The sequence below is a fragment of the Mesorhizobium sp. B2-1-3A genome (assembly GCF_006442655.1).
Taxonomy (GTDB): domain Bacteria; phylum Pseudomonadota; class Alphaproteobacteria; order Rhizobiales; family Rhizobiaceae; genus Mesorhizobium.
In genome coordinates, this window is sequence record NZ_VFWK01000005.1 from 390106 (window position 1) to 408566 (window position 18461).

Genomic DNA, 18461 nt, shown 5'->3' on the forward strand with positions numbered 1-18461 from the left:
CCGTGAGAGATGCAAAACACAAGCTCGAGGGGAGCGCATCATGTTGTTACGTCGCCTGCCGACTTTTGCGGCATTTGCCGCTTTGACAGCCTTGACCTTTGCAGGACCGAGTTGGGCCACCGACAAGGATGTCCTGGTTATCGACAAATCCGAGGATCCGCCCACCGCTGACCCAGGCGTCGAGGTCTCCAACAACGGCTATACGCTGATCTTTCCGGCCTACGAGCGTCTGGTGAAATACGACGGCGCCAAGACCGAGGTCATTCCGGAGCTTGCCGAGAGCTGGACCACGGCGCCCGACAACCTCAGCTGGACATTCAAGCTGGCGTCGGGACACATGTTCGACGATGGTTCGCCGGTCGATGCCGCCGCGGTCAAATATTCATTCGACCGCGTAAAGAAGCTGGCGGCTGGCCCGGGCGACATGTTCCCGACCGTCAAGGACGTCGTCATTGTCGACCCGCAGACCGTGAAGTTCGAACTGTCGGCGCCATTCGCACCGTTCCTGTCGGCGCTCGCCACGTCGGCCGGGTCGATCATCAATCCGAAGGCGCAAGAGCACGCGGTCAACGGCGACGACGCGAAAGCCTGGCTCGCCGAGCACACCGCCGGCAGCGGCGCTTTCAAGATCTCGGCCTGGGAGCGCAACCAGCAGATCACGCTCGATCCCAATCCCCACTATGCCGGCAAAAAGCCGGCTTTCAAGCAGGTCATCTTCAAGATCGTACGCGAGATGTCATCGCGTCGCTTGCAACTGGAAAACGGAGACGCCGACCTGATCGACCAGGTTCCGGTCGACCAGGCCGAGGCCATGAAATCGAGCGCGGGGGTGACCATCGAGAGCAATCCCAGCCTCTATGTCGTCTATCTCTATTTGAACAACAAGAAAGCGCCGTTCGACAATCCGAAGGTCCGTCAGGCCATATCCTATGCAGCCGACTACAAGGGGCTGGTCGATGGCGTCATGCAGGGCCAGGCCGAACAGATGCGCGGGGCTGTCCCGGACGGCATGTGGGGCCATGACCCGCAGGGCATGCAGTACAGCTACGATCTGGAGAAGGCCAAGCAGTTGCTTGCCGAAGCCGGCGTCTCCAATCTGCACATCAGCTTCACCTATTCGCAGGCTGACTCAGCCTGGGAGCCGGTGGGTCTTGCGCTGCAGGCTTCGCTCGCTGAAATCGGCGTCACCATGGATATGAAGAATGTCGCCGACACGACCAAGCGCGAGCTGGTCGCCAAGGGCGACTACGACATCGCGACCGGCGCCTGGACGCCCGATTTCGCCGATCCGTTCATGTTCATGAACATCTGGTTCGACCCGACCAAGATGGGCGCCCCCGGCAACCGGGCCTTCTATGAAAACCCGAAAGTGACCGATTTGATCACCCAGGCGCTCGCGACCGTCGACCAGAAGAAGCGTGAGCAGCTCTATATCGACGCGCAGAAGATCACCAACGAGGATGCGCCATACGTCCTTCTGTTCCAGAAGAACGACATCTTTGCCATGCGATCCTCGGTGAAAGGGTACGTTTACAATCCGATGCTGATCCAGGTCTACAACATCGCCGATATGTCCAAGTCCGAATAGAAATCGGCGCCGAAGGTATGTCGCTAATTTCAACGATCCTTCGGCGCCTCGTCTTGCTGGTGTTCGTCGTGGCTGGTGTCGCGATCATCACCTTCACGATTTCGCATTTGATCCCCGGCGATCCGGCGCAGCTGATCGCGGGGGACAAGGCTTCAGCCCAGACATTGGCGCATGTGCGGCAAGAGCTTGGCCTGGACAAACCCGTTACCCAGCAGTTCGTCATCTACGTCAAGCAGCTCCTGTCGGGCGATCTCGGCCAGTCCTTGCGGACACGGCGCCCGGTGGCCGGCGATATTGCCCTGTTCCTGCCCGCCACGCTTGAACTCGGCATCGCCGCGCTGGTGATGGCGATCATGATTGGCGTGCCGCTCGGCGTGCTTTCGGCGATCTACAAGGACGGACCGGTCGACCAGGCAGCGCGTGTCGTATCGGTCGCCGGCATTTCAATGCCGGTGTTCTGGTTCGGGCTGGCGCTCATCCTCCTGTTCTATGTCAAGATACCGATCCTGCCGGGCAGCGGCCGCATCACGCTTGGCATCGCCGCGCCGCCGCGCATCACCGGCTTCTTCCTGGTCGACTCGCTTGCCGCCGGCGACCTGAAAGCCTTCTGGTCGTCGCTCTATCACCTCGTCCTGCCGGCCTTTGTCCTGGCCTTCGCCAATCTCGGCATCATCACGCGCCAGATCCGGGCCTCGATGCTGGACGTCCTGCAGGAGGATTATGTGCGCACCGCGCGTGCGAACGGTTTGTCGCGGTCGGCGGTCATCCTGCGGCACGCCTTGCCCAATGCCCTGATCCCGTCGGTGACGCTGCTTGGCCTCGCCTTCGGCGATCTGCTCTACGGCGCGGTGCTGACCGAAACGATCTTCGCGTGGCCAGGCATGGGGAGTTATGTGGTGTCATCGATCCAGACGCTGGATTTTCCCGCGATCATGGGCTTCACCATTGTCGCTTCGCTGGGGTACGTGCTGATCAACCTCGCGGTCGATCTGACCTACATGGTGCTCGACCCACAGATCAGGGAACTCGGCTGATGGCGGCGGATGGCATCGCCACATCGCCCCGGCCGGCATCGCGGCTTCGCATGGGACGGTTGTGGTATCGCGTGAAGGGAAGCCCCCTCACCCTGGTCGGCGCCGCGATCGCGCTGCTGGTGCTGTTTGTGATCGTGGCCGCCCCCCTTCTGGCGCCCTACCCGCCCGACAAGATCTCGCTTTCGGCAAGGCTTGCCGCCCCCAGCCTGCAGCACCTCTTCGGCACCGATGAGGTTGGGCGCGATCTGTTCTCGCGGGTGCTCTTCGGCGCGCGCGCGTCCTGCGGCATCGCCTTTGCCATCGTCATCATCTCGACCGTCATCGGCTCGATCATCGGCTGCCTGTCCGGCGTGGTCGGCGGCATCGTCGATACCGCGATCATGCGGCTGATGGATGTCTTCCTGGCGCTGCCGGCACTCATCCTCGCCATGGCGCTGGCCGCCGCGTTGGGACCGAGCCTGTTCAACGCCATGCTGGCCGTCGCCGTGGTGCGGGTGCCCGCCTATGTGCGGCTGGCGCGTGGGCAGACGCTGTCGCTGCGCAACCGCACCTATGTGAAGGCATCGCGCAGCTTCGGGGCTTCGCCTGCCTACATGCTGCGCTGGCACATACTGCCCAACGCCCTGTCACCCATCATCGTTCAGGCAACGCTGGACCTTGGCGGCACCATACTGACGGCCGCCGCCTTGAGCTTCATCGGCCTCGGCGCCCAGCCGCCGACGTCTGAATGGGGCTCGATGGTGTCGAGCGGGCGCAACTATTTCCTCGACCAGTGGTGGTATGTCACCTTTCCCGGCCTGGCCATTCTGATCAGCGCGATGGGTTTCAACCTGCTGGGTGACGGATTGCGCGACATGCTCGATCCGCGGCTGGGTGGCCGATGACCGAACCCTCCGGCGATGTCCTGCTCGAAATCACCGACCTTTCGCTCGAGTTCCGCACCTATCGCGGGCCGATCAAGGCGCTGAACGGGGTCAGCCTCAATGTCCGTGCCGGCGAGATCGTCGGCATCGTGGGAGAATCCGGGTGCGGCAAATCGGTGACCATGATGGCGGCGACGCGGCTTTTGCCCAAGGGAAGCGCGCACATCACCGGCGGCGGCATCCGCCTGTTCGGCAGCGATCCGATGAAGCTCAGCGAGCGCGAACTCCAGCATGTGCGCGGGCGGCAGGTGTCGACCATCTTCCAGGAGCCGATGAACGCCCTCAACCCGACCCGACGGATCGGCGAGCAGATCGTCGAGGTCATCCGCCGTCACCAGCGCCTCGACAACGCGGCAGCGACGAGCAAAGCCTCGGGCCTGCTGCGCGACATGCTGATCAGCGAGCCGGAGCGGATCATGCAGGCCTATCCGTTCGAGCTGTCCGGAGGCATGCGGCAGCGTGTGCTGATTGCCATGGCCTTCTCCTGCGAACCCAAGCTCATCATCGCCGACGAACCGACGACGGCACTCGATGTGACGGTGCAGGCGCTGATCCTGGGCCTCATCAAGCACAAGGCGATGAGCACGGGAACGGCCGTCGTTTTCATATCGCATGACATGGCCGTGGTGTCGCAGCTTTGCGACCGGTTGTACGTGCTTTATGCGGGACGGGTCGCGGAAGCCGGAACGACCGCGTCTGTGCTGGCAGCGCCAGCCCATCCTTATACACGCGCCTTGATACGCTGCCTGCCGGGACTGGCACCACCCAAGCAGCCACTGGAACAGATCCCCGGTACCTTGCCCGACCTGCTTGACCCGCCTGCCGGCTGCCTCTTTCGGGCGCGCTGCCGCGAGGCGGATGATCGTTGCGTCTCGGTGCCACCGCTGGCTGCCATGGAGCCTACCCGCCGCGCCGCCTGCTGGCGCCGTATCGAGGAGACGCAAGCCGCGTGACCGAGCCTCCGCTCATCTCCGTCGAGAACCTGGAAGTCCGCTACCGCGTCACCTCGGGCTGGTTCGGTGGCGCCGACGTCCATGCCGTCAACGGCGTGTCGTTCAGCGTCGCCGAAGGCGAGACCATCGGCATTGTCGGGGAATCCGGCTGCGGAAAAACCACGCTTGGACAGGCGATCCTCGGCCTGACCGACATTTCCGCGGGTGCGATCAAACTCAGGGGAACCGAACGGGACCGCGCACGGCGCACCCAGTTGCAGATCATCTTCCAGGACCCACAATCGTCGCTCGATCCGCGTCTTCCGGTCTGGCGCCTGATCACCGAACCTCTGCACATTCGCGGCGGCTACACCCGCAAGCAACTGATCGAGCGCGCAACCGAACTGGCCGTCTCGGTCGGCTTGCGGCCGGAGCATGTCGATCGCTATCCGCATGAGTTCTCGGGCGGCCAGCGCCAGCGCATCGCGATTGCCAGGGCGCTCGCCGTCGAACCGGCGCTGCTGGTCCTCGATGAGCCGACCTCGGCGCTGGACGTGTCGGTGCAGGCGCAGATTGTCAATCTGCTGCTGTCGCTGCAGGCGGAGCGCAAACTATCCTATGTGCTCATCTCGCATGACGTGTCGCTGGTGCGCCACGTGGCCGATCGTGTCGCCGTCATGTATCTCGGCCAGATCGTCGAAGAAGGCCCGACGCTCGACGTGCTTGACGCTCCCAGGCATCCCTACACCAGGACGCTCCTCGATGCCGTTCCGAGTTTTGATCGTCCACTGAACTCGATCGCACCGCGCGCCGGCGAATTGCCGAGCAACCGGACACTGCCGACCGGCTGCTTCTTCCGGGAGCGCTGCCCTTCCGCGACGACCGGCTGCGAACTGCCGCAGGTTCTGGTAGCCGCCGACGGATCGCGAACAGTCCGCTGTCATCTGGTCACGCGCGCAAACGACGCGGCCTTACCGCGCACGGCGCCGCGACCGGTGTTTTCCTCCCCGAATGATGCGATTGCTTAAGCCGCGTCGGCCGCGAATGGGTCTTCCACTTTCGGCCAATAGGGCGTCTTGAGCTTCGTGTAGGGGATCGCGGCGAAGTTGGGCTGCGTCGCACCGGGCGGGGCGCAGAACAGGATGCGCTTGGCGATCGGCGCGAAACCAGCCTGGAAATGGTAGTTGGATTTGACGATGACGATGCGTCGCTCGCGTGGATTGAGACCGAGCGCGGTCATGCAGTCGGGATGGAAGACCTGGGTGCGTACCGTGTTGATGATCAGGTCGATGCCGCCGTCGGTGGTGACCCATGCCGCATCCCCGAGCGGCCAGGGCATGGTGCCGAACAGCTGCGTCAGTTCGCGGCCGAGGCCCTTTACTGTAACGCGCAGGTCGACAGGCATACCCGAGAACACGCCACACTTGCCGCCGACCCGCAGGTCTATGGTACCGCCGATCCCGGCCTCGACGCAGAAGCGATAGGCGATCGGGTCCCAGTACATGGCGCTGGCCACGTTCCCTATGCCGCGCTCGATCAGCCGGCGCAGGATGTAGGTGGAGTCCCCCGGCGCGCCGCCGCCGGCATTGTCCGAAACATCCGCGATGACGACCGGCCCGTGCGGCTCGGCGAGCGCGATATCGAGCGCCTCGTCGATGCCCAGGAATTTCGGGATCAGGTCGTTGCGCAAGGCGAAAAGCTGCTTGCCGAACCTTTCGGCGGTCCGTTTGGCAAGCGGCTTGTCATCGTCGGTGACGACCAGCATGCGGGCTCCGACATCCTCGACGTCGCCATGCGGAAAGCCATGTCCAAGCGACACCGACAGTATGCCAGGCTCGGCTTCGGCGGCGGTCATGCCGTCAACGAAGCCGCGCATCGGCTGCTCCTGCACCCGGAAGGTGCTGATCATGCGGCAGTCGTAAAGCGCCATCACCGGCCTGACCTTGCCCTCCACCGCGTCGACGATAATGCGGTAGAGCTCGCCGGCCCGGTCCATGATGTCGGTGTGAGGATATTCCTTGTAGGCGACGATGGCGGTGGCGTTGTCGACCATCTTCTGGGTTGTGTGGCAGTGCAGATCGAGCTCCGCCCCGATCGGGATGTCGGGTCCGACGACAGCTCTGACATGCGCGAGAAGATCACCCTCGGTATCGTCATAGCCTTCGGCGACGAAAGCGCCATGCAGCGCCAGAAGCACACAGTCGACCGGCATGGCGGCCTTGAGCTCGTCGAGGATCTCGTCGCGGAACTGCTCGTAGACATTGCGGATGGTTATGCCTCCGGGCTCGGCGCAAACGCACAGGCTTTCCACGATCTCGTGGCCGTCGGCCTCGCCGCGCTGACGCCACACGAACAGCTGGCAGGACGGCTCGTTCAAAGCCTTGGAGGTGGCGTCGCCCCGCGCGATGCCCATTTCCTCGAAACTATGGTAGCCGGTCGGGATAGGCGCGAACGTGTTGGTCTCGGTGTCCATGCCCGCTATGAAAATGCGCATTCTTTCGCCCTCAACTCGTCTTTCGTTTAAGAAAAAACTTTTCTCATCATCAAACTATTATATAATTTCCGCAAGCACCTGGACCATGTAACAGCTGCGCCAAGCCGCATTCACGCGGCCTCCGGCGGGTGGCAGAAAATCGGAAATTCACATGCATCTTCACCCGCTCGACGATCTGGTGCTCGACGAAACCACCAAGGCCATTCCGCCTGGCGTCGCGGTCCGTCTTCATGATGTCGGTTCGATGGGCTGGAACCTGCTGCGTGGAGATGTGCCGCTGCCCGCAGCGGTCATCAGGGAGTCCGCGCTCGACCACAATTCGCGTTGGATGCAGCGTTTCCTCGCGAAGCGCAACGCGGTCATCGCGCCGCATGTCAAGACCACGATGTGCCCTCAGATCATGCAGAGGCAATTGCGCGACGGCGCCTGGGGCGTGACCGTCGCCACACTGCACCAGATAAAGGTTTGCCGTCGGTTCGGCATCGATCGCATCGTGCTCGCCAACCAGCTTGTCGGACGGCTGGAACTGGACGCTCTGGTCGCCGAGCTGAACGCCTCGCCCGGCCTCGACTTCTACATGCTGATCGACAGCGTCGATGCCGTGCGCCTGGCGAGCGAGGCGGTCGGACGCGCCGGACCGGCCTCGCGGCCGATCCAGGTGCTGGTCGAGCGCGGATATCCGGGCGGCCGGACCGGTTGCCGCGACAACGACACGGCGCTCGAGGTCGCGCGCGCCGCGCATGCGGCGCCGCAACTGCGGCTCTGCGGCGTCGAGGCTTTCGAGGGACTGATCAAGCCGAAGGACGGTGGCCCGGCACAGGCGGTTGCGGATTTCGTCGACGAGATCGGCGCGCTCTACGAAGCATGCGCCGGCGAAAACCTGTTCGAGCGTGCGCCACCGATCGTGACGGCCGGCGGTTCGTCGTTCTACGACATCGTGCTCGATCGCCTCTCCGGCAGCGGCGCGCAGGTGATGACGCGCAGCGGCTGCTATGTCAGCCATGACAGCGGCATCTACCAGGCCGAGCAGAAGCGCATCCTCGCCGCGACCGGCGAGAACGAGGGCCTGGTCAACGCGCTGGAAGTATGGACCCATGTCCAGTCCTGCCCCGAACCGGGGCTGGCCATCCTGACCGCCGGCAAGCGGGATTTCGGAACCGACGCCGGACTGCCGGTACCGCTTCTCGTGTCGCGCGATGGCGGGGCGCCCGAAACGCTGGCGGGCTGCGAAATCTTCGCCAGCAACGACCAGCACGCCTATATGCGCGTTCCGGCGACGGTTTCGGTAAAAGTCGGCGATCGCATCGGACTGGGCGTGTCGCATCCCTGCACAACCTTCGACAAATGGCAGATTCTTTTCCTGGTCGATGATGCCTATGAAATCGTCGGCGCGCTGAAGACCTACTTCTGATCGGAAGCCAGCGATGGCGTCGCGATCATCGCGCCGCCGAAACGATTTCACCCTACTCTGACGACCTGCCCGAACAGCCCGTCGACGATCGAACGGGCCGCGTCGGAGACAAGTCGATCTCACACTGGCGGGCTAGAGCGTTTCGCCGTTTCAGGGAAACGGCGAAACGCTCCATCTCTTTGTTTTTGAGGCAATTCCGGACGGAAAACCGCTCACACTTTTCCTGGAATTGCCCTAACTCATACGACAAACCGTATCGCGCGCTGGATATCGAAGAAATTGTCTGCCTCGAAGCGAAGCGTGCGCGCGGCGGGATGTTCGATGCCCGGGTACCAGCTTCCCCTGTAGGCCTCGATAGGCGTGGTGTATTCGACGATGAGCTCGAACCGGTCAGCCAGCTTCGGCAGGCATTTCGACAGATCGCGCGAAAGCGAGGCCTCCACGGTCTCGCGTATGGCCTTGACCGAGCCTTGCGGCGAGAGGGACGACGTCGCCGGCCCGAAGCCTTCGCTGGTTGCAACGGTTGCGATCTCTGGCACCAGTGCCCTCGCCTCGCCGCACATGCCGGCATCGCCAGACAGAAAGACCGAAGGCACGCCGTAACGGGCGGCGCAGTGCGCGTTCAGCGTATATTCGGATGCCACCTCCCCGTTGATCAGCATCCTGGACACGGTGCCGGTCAACGTGTGTGCCAGCGGATTGGTGTCGGTGCCGGCCTTGTTGTGGTAGCCGGTGTAGAGAGCGGCATCGAAGGTGTCGTCGATGCCGAACATCATCGCATCCGGATGGCCGCTCCAGCCGCGCACGATGCGGACATAGGCTGGAAGCTTGGACAGGATGAGGTTGCGCGCCGTCGAATGGGCGTCCTTTACGACGATTTCGGTGGCACCCGCCGCTTTGGCGCCTTCGCAGGCCGCGACCAGTTCGTCGGTCATGTATTCCCGGAACTCGGCGTAGTCGGGATTGCCCTTGCGCGCCTCGTCCCAATTGGTGATGCCCGCCGTGCCTTCGATGTCGGCGCTGATAAAGACTTTCATGTGCTTGCCTTTCGATTTCAGAGAAGGTCACCGCGCAGGCGGCCTCAATGGCGTCCTGGCTCGTGCGGTGGAGGCGGCCCGCGCAGCGATGGCTGCCCGGGCCGAGGCGTCTCAGGCCGCCATTTCAGCCCGCCGCCGCTCCAGGAACATGGGACCGACGCGAATGCCGCGGCGTCCATTGTCGTCGACGGCATCCAGCTCGAGAATCTCCTCCTCGTAGAGCAGCCCGTGCATGCGGAACCGGCCGGCATCCACCGGCTCGCAGGTATGGGTGCAGAAATACTCGATCAGGCATTTCAGCTGGCCGTGGCTGTAGGTCAGATAGGTGATGTTGAAATCCGGCCCGTACTCGCCCAGATGCGGCGCGATCTCCGGCGGCACCTTCTCGACAGGCAGACTATCGACACGCGACCAGTTCGCCCCTTTCCAGGTCAACTGGTTGGCCTTGGAGAAGGAGAGGTTCATATGCGCGTAGTCGGCACCGCGACCGTAGATGCGCCCGTCGATGACGAAGTCGTTCCCCGAGACCGGGCGGATCTGCAGCGGCACGCCCTCCCCCATCAGATAGAGTTTGCCGTCCTTGTTCTTCACCTCGACGACCTCGCCGCCCACCTCATGACGATAGAGGCCGGGCAGGCTTGCGAACTGGTCCTCGGTGATGCGCGGCGGGGTCTGGCTGCGAAGCGGCATGCGCCCCATGCCGCTATCGGCAAGGGCGATGCGCAAGCCATCGCCCGCGAGCCGGGAGGCTATCTGGTTGGCGAAATCAAGCGTGGCGAAGATCAGGACGCCGAAGCCTGCCCTCGGCAGGAGCATCATCTGCGACGCATAGCCATAAACCGCGCCGCCATGGCCGACGGAGGTCCAACCGTCCATGTCGCCGACGCCGAAGCACAGCCCATACCCGTTGAGGTCCTTGTTGTGACCTTCGGGGCGTTTGCCGATCGGGGTCCACATCTTGCGCAGCGATGCCGGGCTGACAATGGAATCGCCGTTGGGCGCGAAGCCGCCCCGCAGCAGGCACCGCGTATAGCTGGCCATGTCGGAAGTGGTCGAGAAGATGTTGCCGGCGGGCGATCCGCCCAGATTGAACACCGGCGCGGGGCTATCCCCGTCCAGCGTCCACATGTCGGCCGGCGCCAGCCTTTCACGGATGCCGGGGGCCATGCCTGACGACGTGTCGTTCATGCCCAGCGGTTTCAGGATGTTCTCGGTGATGTAGTCGGAGTAGCTCTTTCGCGTCACCCGCTCGATCACCATGCCGACCACGGCAATGCCGGCATTGGAATAATGCATGATGCCGGCGCTGGGATCCTGCTTCAACGTGGATGTGGCAAGCTCGGCGACAGTGTCGGCCAGCGGCGGCTTGTGTGAATCCAGATAGTGTCCGCTCTTGGGTTCGCGCACGATCCCGGCGGTGTGGCTCATGAGCTTGCCCAGGCTGACATGCGAGCCGTGGGGTCCGCTTTCACGGCCGGCGAACGGATTGACCGGGTGAAAACCGGGCAGATACTCCGAGACATCGACATCAAGGTCGACCAGTCCCTTCTCCACGAGTTGCATGATGGCAACCGATGTGAAGGTCTTCGTGATCGAGCCGATGCGGAAACAGGTGTCATCCTTCATGTCGAAGTGGCGATCGTGCCGCTGTATGTGGCCGTGCGTCATGAGGCCGTCCCTGTCGACCAGGGCATAGGAGATCGATGGGATCGCCTTGTCCTCCACCTCGTGGCGGATAAGGTCTTCAAGAAGCTCGATGGCGTGGGGGGAAAGCGAAGACACGGGGGATACTCCCTGATTTCAGTTTGTATGGCGGGGATCGAGAATGTCGCGCAGTGCGTCGCCGACGAGGTTCCACGCCAGCACGAACAGGAAGATCGCGGCTCCGGGAAAGGCGAGCGTGTACCAGTACTGGAACGGATTGCCGGGCTGGCCGACGATCCAATTGCGCGCATAGGCGATGAACTGCCCCCAATCGGCGTAGCCTTCCTCCGTGCCCACTCCGAGGAAGCTCAGGGCGGACGCGGTCAGCACCATCGAACCCGTGGCCATGGTAGCCAGAACCAGCACGGGGAAGAAGGCGTTGGGCAGGATGTGGAACACGATCAGCCTGAAGTCGCCGGCGCCGTAGCTTCTCGCCGCATTCACGAAATCCATCTCGCGGATCCGCAGGATTTCACTGCGCACCACGCGCGCATAACCCATCCAACCGAAAGTCGTCAGCGCGACGGTTATCGGCCCGAGCCCCTTGCCGAGCAGGGCGGTCAGCACCATGGCGGCGATGAGGAAGGGAACCGCCATGAAGACGTCGACGATACGCATCAGCACTTCGTCCACGATGCCGCCGTAAAAGGCCGCGAGCGATCCGACGATCGTGCCGATCAGCACGGAGATGGCGACGACGCCGAGGCCGATCTTGAATGCCGTGCGGGTGCCCCAGATCACGGCGTAGTAGATGTCGTACTGGCCTTCGGTCGTTCCGAAGATCGCCTCGGGCGACGGCGGTTGCGGCGTTGCCAGAAAGCCCGCTCTCGGCGTGTCGTATACCGACATCTGGAATTCCTGCGGCGGTGCGAGCACCGGCGCGAAAATCGCGATCAGCACGAATGCCAGCAACAGCAGCACCCCGACCAGCGAGATCGGATTACGCTTCAGATAGCCAAGCGCTCTCATCGCGTCTTTACCCTCGGATCGAGCAGCGGATAGATCATGTCGACGGCCAGGTTCAGCACCACGAGAACGACCGCGAAGTAGAGCCCGAAGCCCAGCACGGCCGGAAAATCCAGGTTGGCGGCCGTCTTGGCCGCGAACTGGCCGAGGCCCGCATAATCGAAGATGGTTTCGGTAATGACGACGCCACCCATCATGGCGGCAAGTTCCATTCCGGCGATCGTCGTGACCGGAAGCAGCGCGTTGCGCCTGGCATGGTGCAGTTCCACCACGCGCCGGGGCATGCCCTTTGCGCGTGCCGTGCGGACATAGTCCTGGCGCAGCGTTTCCAGCATCGACGTGCGCATGACACGCGTCATGTTGGCAAGATTGACGTAGGTCAGGGTAATGACGGGGGCGGCGAGATGCCTGAGCGAATCCCAGAAAATGGCCAGATTGCCGTTCAGCAGCGCATCGATCGTGTTCGCGCCGGTGTAGCGGGTGAAGCCGGGCGCGGTGACGGCGGCCTGAGCCCACTGGCTGAGGCGCCCGGGCGGGAACCAGTCAAGCGCGGAGTAGAAGATCAGCAGCATCAGCAGTCCGAAGACATAGACCGGGAATGACCAGCCCAGGATGGTGAAGATGCGGATCACATGATCCGGCCAACGGTTGAGATGAATGCCGGCCCGCGAACCCAGGTAGATGGCGAGCAGAAAGCCGGGAATGAACGCCAGCAGGACCAGTTCGAGCGTCGCCGGCAGCAGGGAAGCCAGCGCGTGGGCAACAGGCTGGCGCGCGGTCTCGGACCAGCCCAGATTGCCGGTCAGGATGTTGCCGATCCAGCGTCCGTATTGAATGTAGAAGGGATCGTTCAGCCCATACTGCTCGATCATCCTGCGAATGCTGTCCTGGCCGCCCTTGAGGAAGTCCGGGGACGGCGCGTACGCCGCCAGGCGCTGTGTCGGCGACAGCGACATCTGCAGCGCGAAAAGCATCAGCGACAGGGCGAAGAGAACGACGGGCAACATCAGGAGCCGCCGCAAAGCGTAGTTCAGCACATCAGCATCCGCACCATGAGGAATAGCCGTTTCGCCGGGCGACGATGGCGCCCGGCGAAACCCGAAGCTCTCTAGTCGGCCTTCTTGGTGACGGGATAGAAATCCCAGGCGCCGTAGAGGATCATGTTGTGCACGTAGCCGTCGATGTTGCTGCGGGTGACGATGTACCCGAAGTCCTCCCAGAGGAACTGCGTGGTGGCATAGTCGTAGGACATTTCCTGCAGCTTGGCATAGATCGGCTCACGCACGGCGGGATCGCTCGAGGCCCAGGCCTGGTCGAGAAGCGGCTTGAACTTCTCCGCCATCAGGTCGCGGTAGCCTTGGCCGAGCATGCCACCGACAAGACCGGTCGGGGACAGATAGTAGGTCGCGGCACCCAGCGGGCCACCCGGGTCGGAATAGTCCGGTCCCCAGCCCATGTAGGTGAGCGGCGAGGCAGGCTTCTCACGATTGTTGAGCTTGTCCGAGATGGAGGCCCAGGGCAGCGACTGGATCTTCATCTTGAACTTCGGGTTGATCCGCTGCAGTCCCTGCTGGAGCGCGGAAAGTGCGGCCGTGCCTTGCGGCGTTCCTTCCTGCACATAGGCCGTGAAGGTGAAGCCGGTATCCCACAGCTTGCCGTCGAGGGCCTTCTTGAAATGCTCCGCGGCCTTCTTCGGATCGTAGCTGTAGATCGGCGAGTCCGCGCGGTAGCCCATGATGCCGCGAACGGTCGGGCCCCGCGCCTGCACGGTCTTGCCGAGCAGCGCCTGCTTTATCAGCGCATCGTAGTTCTGGGCATAGTTGAAGCCCTGACGAACATCGATGTCGGAGAAGAAGTCCGGCGGGATGCCGTTGCCGTCCAGCTTGCCGCTGCCGATGGCGGGGTTGTCGGCATCATCCAGTGGCCACGCGAAATAGAGGCCACGGCTGAACACCTTGGGCAAGCCGTCGACGACCTTGACACCGTCCGTCTTGCTGAGCTCGTCCAGGAACTCGACGGGCGTCGTCACGAAGTCGGCATCGCCGGAGAGCAACTGCAGGCGACGCGTGGTCCATTCCGGAACCGTGCGCATGACCACGCGCTCGAGCGAGGCCTTGCCCATGAAGTAATTGTCGAAACGCTTCAGCGTGATGCGGCGATCGGTACGATCCCATTCGTCGAGCATGAACGGACCGGTCCCGTTTTCCTGGGCGAACAGCGGATCGTCGCCGAGCTCGGGACGATAGTACTTCTTCCAGGTATTCCCGTCGCCATCCCAGCCCCCGACGGAGGCGACCCATTCCTTGTCGACGATCGAGGCACCGAACGGCAGCGCCAGGACGCCAAGCGTGGCGGGGAAGGATTTCGGCAGCTTCAGCGTGACATTGTCGCCCTCGACGGTGATCTGCGACGCGAGTTCGTCATATACCTTGCGCAGCGCTTCGGGGCTGGCATCCTTGATGTCCGACACCTTGCCTTCGGCCTCGACCCATTTGGCGACGTCGGTGTACTTGCTCGCCGTCACCACCTCGGTGATGGCGTTGGACATCCACGACTGGCCCATCAGGATGGCGCGCAGCAGCGAGTAACGCACGTCTTCGGCCGTGATCTCGCCATAGCCGGGCTCGATCTTGGCCTTCTGCTCGTCGCTCAGCCCGTCATAGTACTGCCAGGTGATCTTGCCGTCGTCGCCCTTGATGCCGACCTTGTGGGCGTGGACGCCCTTCCGGATCGGGAAGGTGTAGCTGACCGAACCGTCCGCGTTCTGCTTGATCAGGCCGTTTTCGAGGCTCGGCACTTCCGCGGACAATGAGGGCACGAATTCGGAAATCTGGGAGCCGTTGTAATTCAACAGGCGGCTGTAGACGTTGAGCACGCCGTAGGAGCTCGGCGTGTTTGCAATGTAGGCCGGATCAAAGGACTGAACATCGTCAGTCCAAAGAAACACAAACGTTCCGGGATTCTTGGTTTCTGCCACGGCAGGCGACGCAAAAGCGCCTATGCCCATGCAGAACGCTAGTGCCAAGGCACGTTTCATTTTCATGAGTATGTTCCCACAATTGACTCGAGGTCTTTTTATCGTTGCGTGTGAAAGCTAGGAGGAGGCTTGCGCCACTGTCCAATGCGTAGATAGGATCAGTTATGCGAATAATGCATGAGGTCGACCGTGGAGCTGGCGTGGTTTGAAGACTTCCTCGAGATCGCCGCGACGCGGAATTTCTCGACCGCCGCGGCGTCCCGGAATATCTCGCAGCCGGCCTTCAGCCGTCGCATCAAGGCGCTGGAGGCCTGGGTCGGCGCCGAACTCATCGACCGCAGTACATATCCGGTGCACCTCACCAGCGCGGGCAACATCTTCGTTCCGCGCTGCCAGGAAATGCTTCGCGACATGTACCGCCTGCGGACCGACTGCCGCAACGCCGCCGGCGCCAGCTCACGGCTTCTCACTTTCGCCGCGCTTCATACGCTGGCTATCTATTTTTTTCCCAGGTGGATCAGCCAGCCCGAACTGCCAAATGCGCCGGTCCGCAGCAGCATGCACACTGGCGACTTCCTGGAATGCGTCGAGCACCTGTCGTCCGGCAAATGCGATTTCGCCATCACTTACGATCACCCCGACGGACCGCCGGTCCTTGAGGGCGGACCGTTCGAATCGCTTCAAATCGGCAGGGATCGCCTCGTTCTGGTGTCTGGTGTCGACCAGACCGGAGCGCCGCTCTTCGATGTCGATGTGCCGGAGGGTACCAGGATTCCCTACCTCGCCTACTCCTGGAGCGACGGCTATCTCGGCAAGCTGATCTCGCTCATCCAGTCACGCTGGCGGCGTCCTCTCAATCTCAGCATCGTCTACCAGTCCTCGCTTGCCGAAGGCCTGAAGCAGATGGCGATCGCCGGGCAAGGCGTGGTCTGGCTGCCGCAGATCTGCGTTCAGAAATCGATCGCCCAGGGCGAGCTCATCCAGATTGGCGGGCAACAGCTGTCCCTGGAGATCGAGATCAGGATTTTCCGCCGTGTGGGCGCGCGCAGCCGTGACGGCGAAGCGCTGTGGAAATATCTCTCGCGAACCGCCGAGCAGACGCGCGGACGCAACCTGGTTGATCCGACACTGACCATGCGCTGAGCGGACCGAAGGCCCATTCGCGCGTTTAATGCGAAATCCGACAGGGCGATGCAGAGATTGCATAACTCTGGTGGAGCGACCGGGAAGCCTGACAATCGCAGGGAAGATACCGTCCGGCGAGGCATTCCGGGGCATTCCAAGGCACGGCTTCCAGGGGACTTGGCGATGGGCCCCTATTGACAGCCCACATGCTCGCTGCGTTCGATACCCGGTGTCGCGACCATTGCGCCTGGAGTGCCTTTTGACCCTCAAGTCCATCGCCACCGCGAGCCTTCCCGACGATGTGATCCTGTCGGTCGAGAACCTTGAAGTCTGCTTCGGGTCGACGGCGACAAAAGCGGTGCGGGCCGTTCAGGGCGTGTCGTTCCAGATCAGGCGCGGCGAGACGGTGGCATTGGTGGGCGAGTCGGGTTCGGGCAAATCGGTCACGGCCATGACCGTAATGCGCCTGACGGAATATGACGGCGCCAGGATCACGGGCGGCCGCATCCTGATGAGGCTCAAGGACGGCGGCGTGGCCGACCTGGCAAAGCTTTCCGAAAAGCGCATGGAGGGGCTGCGTGGCTTTGAGTTCTCGATCGTGTTCCAGGACCCGATGTCGAGCCTCAATCCGGTGTTCACCGTCGGCGACCAGATTGCGGAGGTGGTCACGAGACACCAGGGCAAGTCGCCGCGCGAGGCGCGCGACATCGCCCTGAATGTGCTCAAGCTCGTGCGCGTGCCCGACGCCGCCCTCAGGCTCGACCAATACCCTCACCAGTTGTCCGGCGGCATGCGCCAGCGCGTCATGATCGCCATTGCATTGGCGTGCCGCCCCTCTTTGATGATCCTCGATGAGCCGACCACCGCGCTCGACGTCACCATCCAGGCGCAGATTCTGGATCTTGTCCGCGCACTGCAGCGCGATATCGGCATGTCCGTTCTTTTCATCACCCATGACATGGGTGTGGTCGCGGAAATCGCCGATCGCGTCTGTGTCATGCTGAAGGGCGAGATCGTCGAATCAGGCTCGGTGCACCAGATCCTCGTGGATCCCCGACACCGCTACACACGCGCGCTGATCTCGGCGGTGCCGAGGCTGGGCAGCATGGCCGACAAGGATGGGCCCGAGAAATTCCCGCTCGTCATATACAATGCCGAAGTCTCGCAGCCGGAGGTTTCGGCATGAGCGTCGCACCGCCCGCAACGGACAGAAAGCCCTTGGTCGAAGTCCGCGAGCTCGTTACGCGTTTCGACCTGAGAGGCGGTCTCTTCGGCGGCATCGCCGGCCGGGTTCATGCGGTGGAGGGCGTTTCCTTCGATATTTTCCCGGGTGAGACCCTGGCGCTGGTGGGGGAATCTGGCTGCGGCAAGTCGACCGTGGCGCGCAGCATCATGCAATTGGACAAGCCCTTGTCCGGCGCCATTCGCTATGACGGCAAGGAGATGATCGGCGCAGGACGGGCAACCCTCGCGGGCTTCCGTCGCGAGGTGCAGATGGTCTTCCAGGACCCGTTCTCCTCGCTCAATCCGCGGATGACGGTCGGGCAGGCCCTGACCGACCCGATGCGCGTCCACCGCATCGCGCGCGGCAGTGAGCTGCGGAAACGGGCGGCGGACCTGCTGGCAAAAGTGCATCTGCCGCCGGAATATCTCGAACGCTACCCTCATGCCTTCTCGGGCGGTCAGCGGCAGCGCATCTGCATCGCCAGGGCTCTGGCCCTCGATCCCCGCCTGCTCATCGCGGATGAAGCGGTCGCCTCGCTCGACGTTACGATCCAGGCCCAGGTCATCAACCTGTTGATGGACCTGCAGCGCGACATGGGCATCGCCATTCTGTTCATCAGCCATGACATGGCCGTGGTCGAGCGCATCGCGCATCGCGTTGCCGTCATGTATCTTGGCGAGATCGTGGAGATCGGCGACCGCCGATCGGTCTTCGGCAATCCTCAACACCCTTATACGCGCAAGCTGCTTTCGGCGGTTCCCGTCGCGGATCCGGCGCGACGAACGGTTGGACGCGAACCGATGTCGGATGAGATCCCCAGCGCGGTACGCGGCGTCGACTTTGTTCCGGTCCGCCTGCCGATGAATGCCGTTTCGCCTAACCATTTCGTGCGCGAGACATCACCGGCCTGATCGGACCATCACGGCTCACATCAGTCACGCGCTACGGCACCGATGCTGCCATCACCACCGACGGCACTATCACCGGCGGTGCCGCCAAGTCGCCTCCCACTCGACGGGGCTTGCTTCCGAAGCAACTGGTCAGC

Annotated in this window: 15 protein-coding genes; 9 read left to right on the top strand and 6 right to left on the bottom strand. The window is 62.9% G+C overall.

What is annotated here, in order from left to right; translation table 11 throughout:
* Nucleotides 1–40 precede the first annotated feature (40 nt).
* From FJ977_RS22145 to FJ977_RS22165, 5 genes are read left to right on the top strand one after another with little or no spacing between them, the layout of a single operon-like run.
* Nucleotides 41–1588: an ABC transporter substrate-binding protein gene (locus FJ977_RS22145; RefSeq protein WP_140774316.1), complete on the top strand. Its 1548-nt coding sequence runs from the start codon at nucleotides 41–43 to the stop codon at nucleotides 1586–1588.
* A 17-nt stretch (nucleotides 1589–1605) separates the two neighbouring features.
* Nucleotides 1606–2622 (top strand): ABC transporter permease, encoded by a 1017-nt coding sequence (locus FJ977_RS22150; RefSeq protein ID WP_140774317.1) that lies wholly within the window; start codon nucleotides 1606–1608, stop codon nucleotides 2620–2622.
* A complete protein-coding gene (gene ddpC / locus FJ977_RS22155; protein WP_140774318.1) occupies nucleotides 2622–3506 on the top strand; it encodes a D,D-dipeptide ABC transporter permease in 885 nt (294 codons plus the stop codon). The genes FJ977_RS22150 and ddpC overlap by 1 nt, the downstream gene beginning before the upstream one ends.
* Complete coding sequence (locus FJ977_RS22160) at nucleotides 3503–4498, top strand: ABC transporter ATP-binding protein (protein ID WP_140774319.1); 996 nt, start codon at nucleotides 3503–3505, stop codon at nucleotides 4496–4498. The genes ddpC and FJ977_RS22160 overlap by 4 nt, the downstream gene beginning before the upstream one ends.
* Nucleotides 4495–5505, top strand: coding sequence for an ABC transporter ATP-binding protein (locus FJ977_RS22165; protein ID WP_140774320.1), 1011 nt, complete (start codon nucleotides 4495–4497; stop codon nucleotides 5503–5505). Before FJ977_RS22160 ends, FJ977_RS22165 begins: the two co-directional genes overlap by 4 nt.
* On the opposite strand, the gene FJ977_RS22170 is transcribed toward FJ977_RS22165, so the two are convergent.
* On the bottom strand, nucleotides 5502–6971 hold the full coding sequence (locus FJ977_RS22170; RefSeq protein ID WP_140774321.1) for a M81 family metallopeptidase: 1470 nt from the start codon (nucleotides 6969–6971) through the stop codon (nucleotides 5502–5504). The two genes, FJ977_RS22165 and FJ977_RS22170, sit on opposite strands and share 4 nt — an antisense overlap.
* 151 nt (nucleotides 6972–7122) lie before the next feature.
* On the opposite strand from FJ977_RS22170, the gene FJ977_RS22175 reads away from it, so the two are divergent.
* On the top strand, nucleotides 7123–8382 hold the full coding sequence (locus tag FJ977_RS22175) for an amino acid deaminase (RefSeq protein WP_140774322.1): 1260 nt from the start codon (nucleotides 7123–7125) through the stop codon (nucleotides 8380–8382).
* 239 nt (nucleotides 8383–8621) lie between these two features.
* Here FJ977_RS22175 and FJ977_RS22180 read toward each other — a convergent pair whose 3' ends face one another.
* The 5 genes from FJ977_RS22180 to FJ977_RS22200 all read right to left on the bottom strand — a co-directional run bounded on the left by FJ977_RS22180 (nucleotide 8622) and on the right by FJ977_RS22200 (nucleotide 15036).
* Nucleotides 8622–9419, bottom strand: a complete 798-nt coding sequence (locus FJ977_RS22180; protein WP_065005242.1) for a M55 family metallopeptidase — start codon at nucleotides 9417–9419, stop codon at nucleotides 8622–8624.
* Nucleotides 9420–9530: 111 nt separating this feature from the next.
* On the bottom strand, nucleotides 9531–11201 hold the full coding sequence (locus tag FJ977_RS22185) for a serine hydrolase domain-containing protein (RefSeq protein WP_140774323.1): 1671 nt from the start codon (nucleotides 11199–11201) through the stop codon (nucleotides 9531–9533).
* An 18-nt stretch (nucleotides 11202–11219) separates the two neighbouring features.
* Nucleotides 11220–12092: an ABC transporter permease gene (locus FJ977_RS22190; protein WP_140774324.1), complete on the bottom strand. Its 873-nt coding sequence runs from the start codon at nucleotides 12090–12092 to the stop codon at nucleotides 11220–11222.
* A complete protein-coding gene (locus FJ977_RS22195) occupies nucleotides 12089–13096 on the bottom strand; it encodes an ABC transporter permease (RefSeq protein WP_244735417.1) in 1008 nt (335 codons plus the stop codon). Before FJ977_RS22195 ends, FJ977_RS22190 begins: the two co-directional genes overlap by 4 nt.
* 101 nt (nucleotides 13097–13197) lie before the next feature.
* Complete coding sequence (locus FJ977_RS22200; protein WP_246683253.1) at nucleotides 13198–15036, bottom strand: ABC transporter substrate-binding protein; 1839 nt, start codon at nucleotides 15034–15036, stop codon at nucleotides 13198–13200.
* Between the two features lie 207 nt (nucleotides 15037–15243).
* Here FJ977_RS22200 and FJ977_RS22205 point away from each other — a divergent pair, with 207 nt between their 5' ends.
* The 3 genes from FJ977_RS22205 (at nucleotide 15244) to FJ977_RS22215 (ending at nucleotide 18327) form a co-directional block, all read left to right on the top strand.
* The gene (locus FJ977_RS22205; protein WP_244735412.1) at nucleotides 15244–16209 is read left to right on the top strand and encodes a LysR substrate-binding domain-containing protein; all 966 of its coding nucleotides are present in this window, start codon (nucleotides 15244–15246) and stop codon (nucleotides 16207–16209) included.
* Between the two features lie 241 nt (nucleotides 16210–16450).
* The gene (locus tag FJ977_RS22210; RefSeq protein WP_140774325.1) at nucleotides 16451–17377 is read left to right on the top strand and encodes an ABC transporter ATP-binding protein; all 927 of its coding nucleotides are present in this window, start codon (nucleotides 16451–16453) and stop codon (nucleotides 17375–17377) included.
* Entirely contained in the window at nucleotides 17374–18327 is a 954-nt protein-coding gene (locus FJ977_RS22215) for an ATP-binding cassette domain-containing protein (RefSeq protein WP_140774326.1), read from the top strand. The genes FJ977_RS22210 and FJ977_RS22215 overlap by 4 nt, the downstream gene beginning before the upstream one ends.
* The last annotated feature ends 134 nt before the right edge of the window (nucleotides 18328–18461 follow it).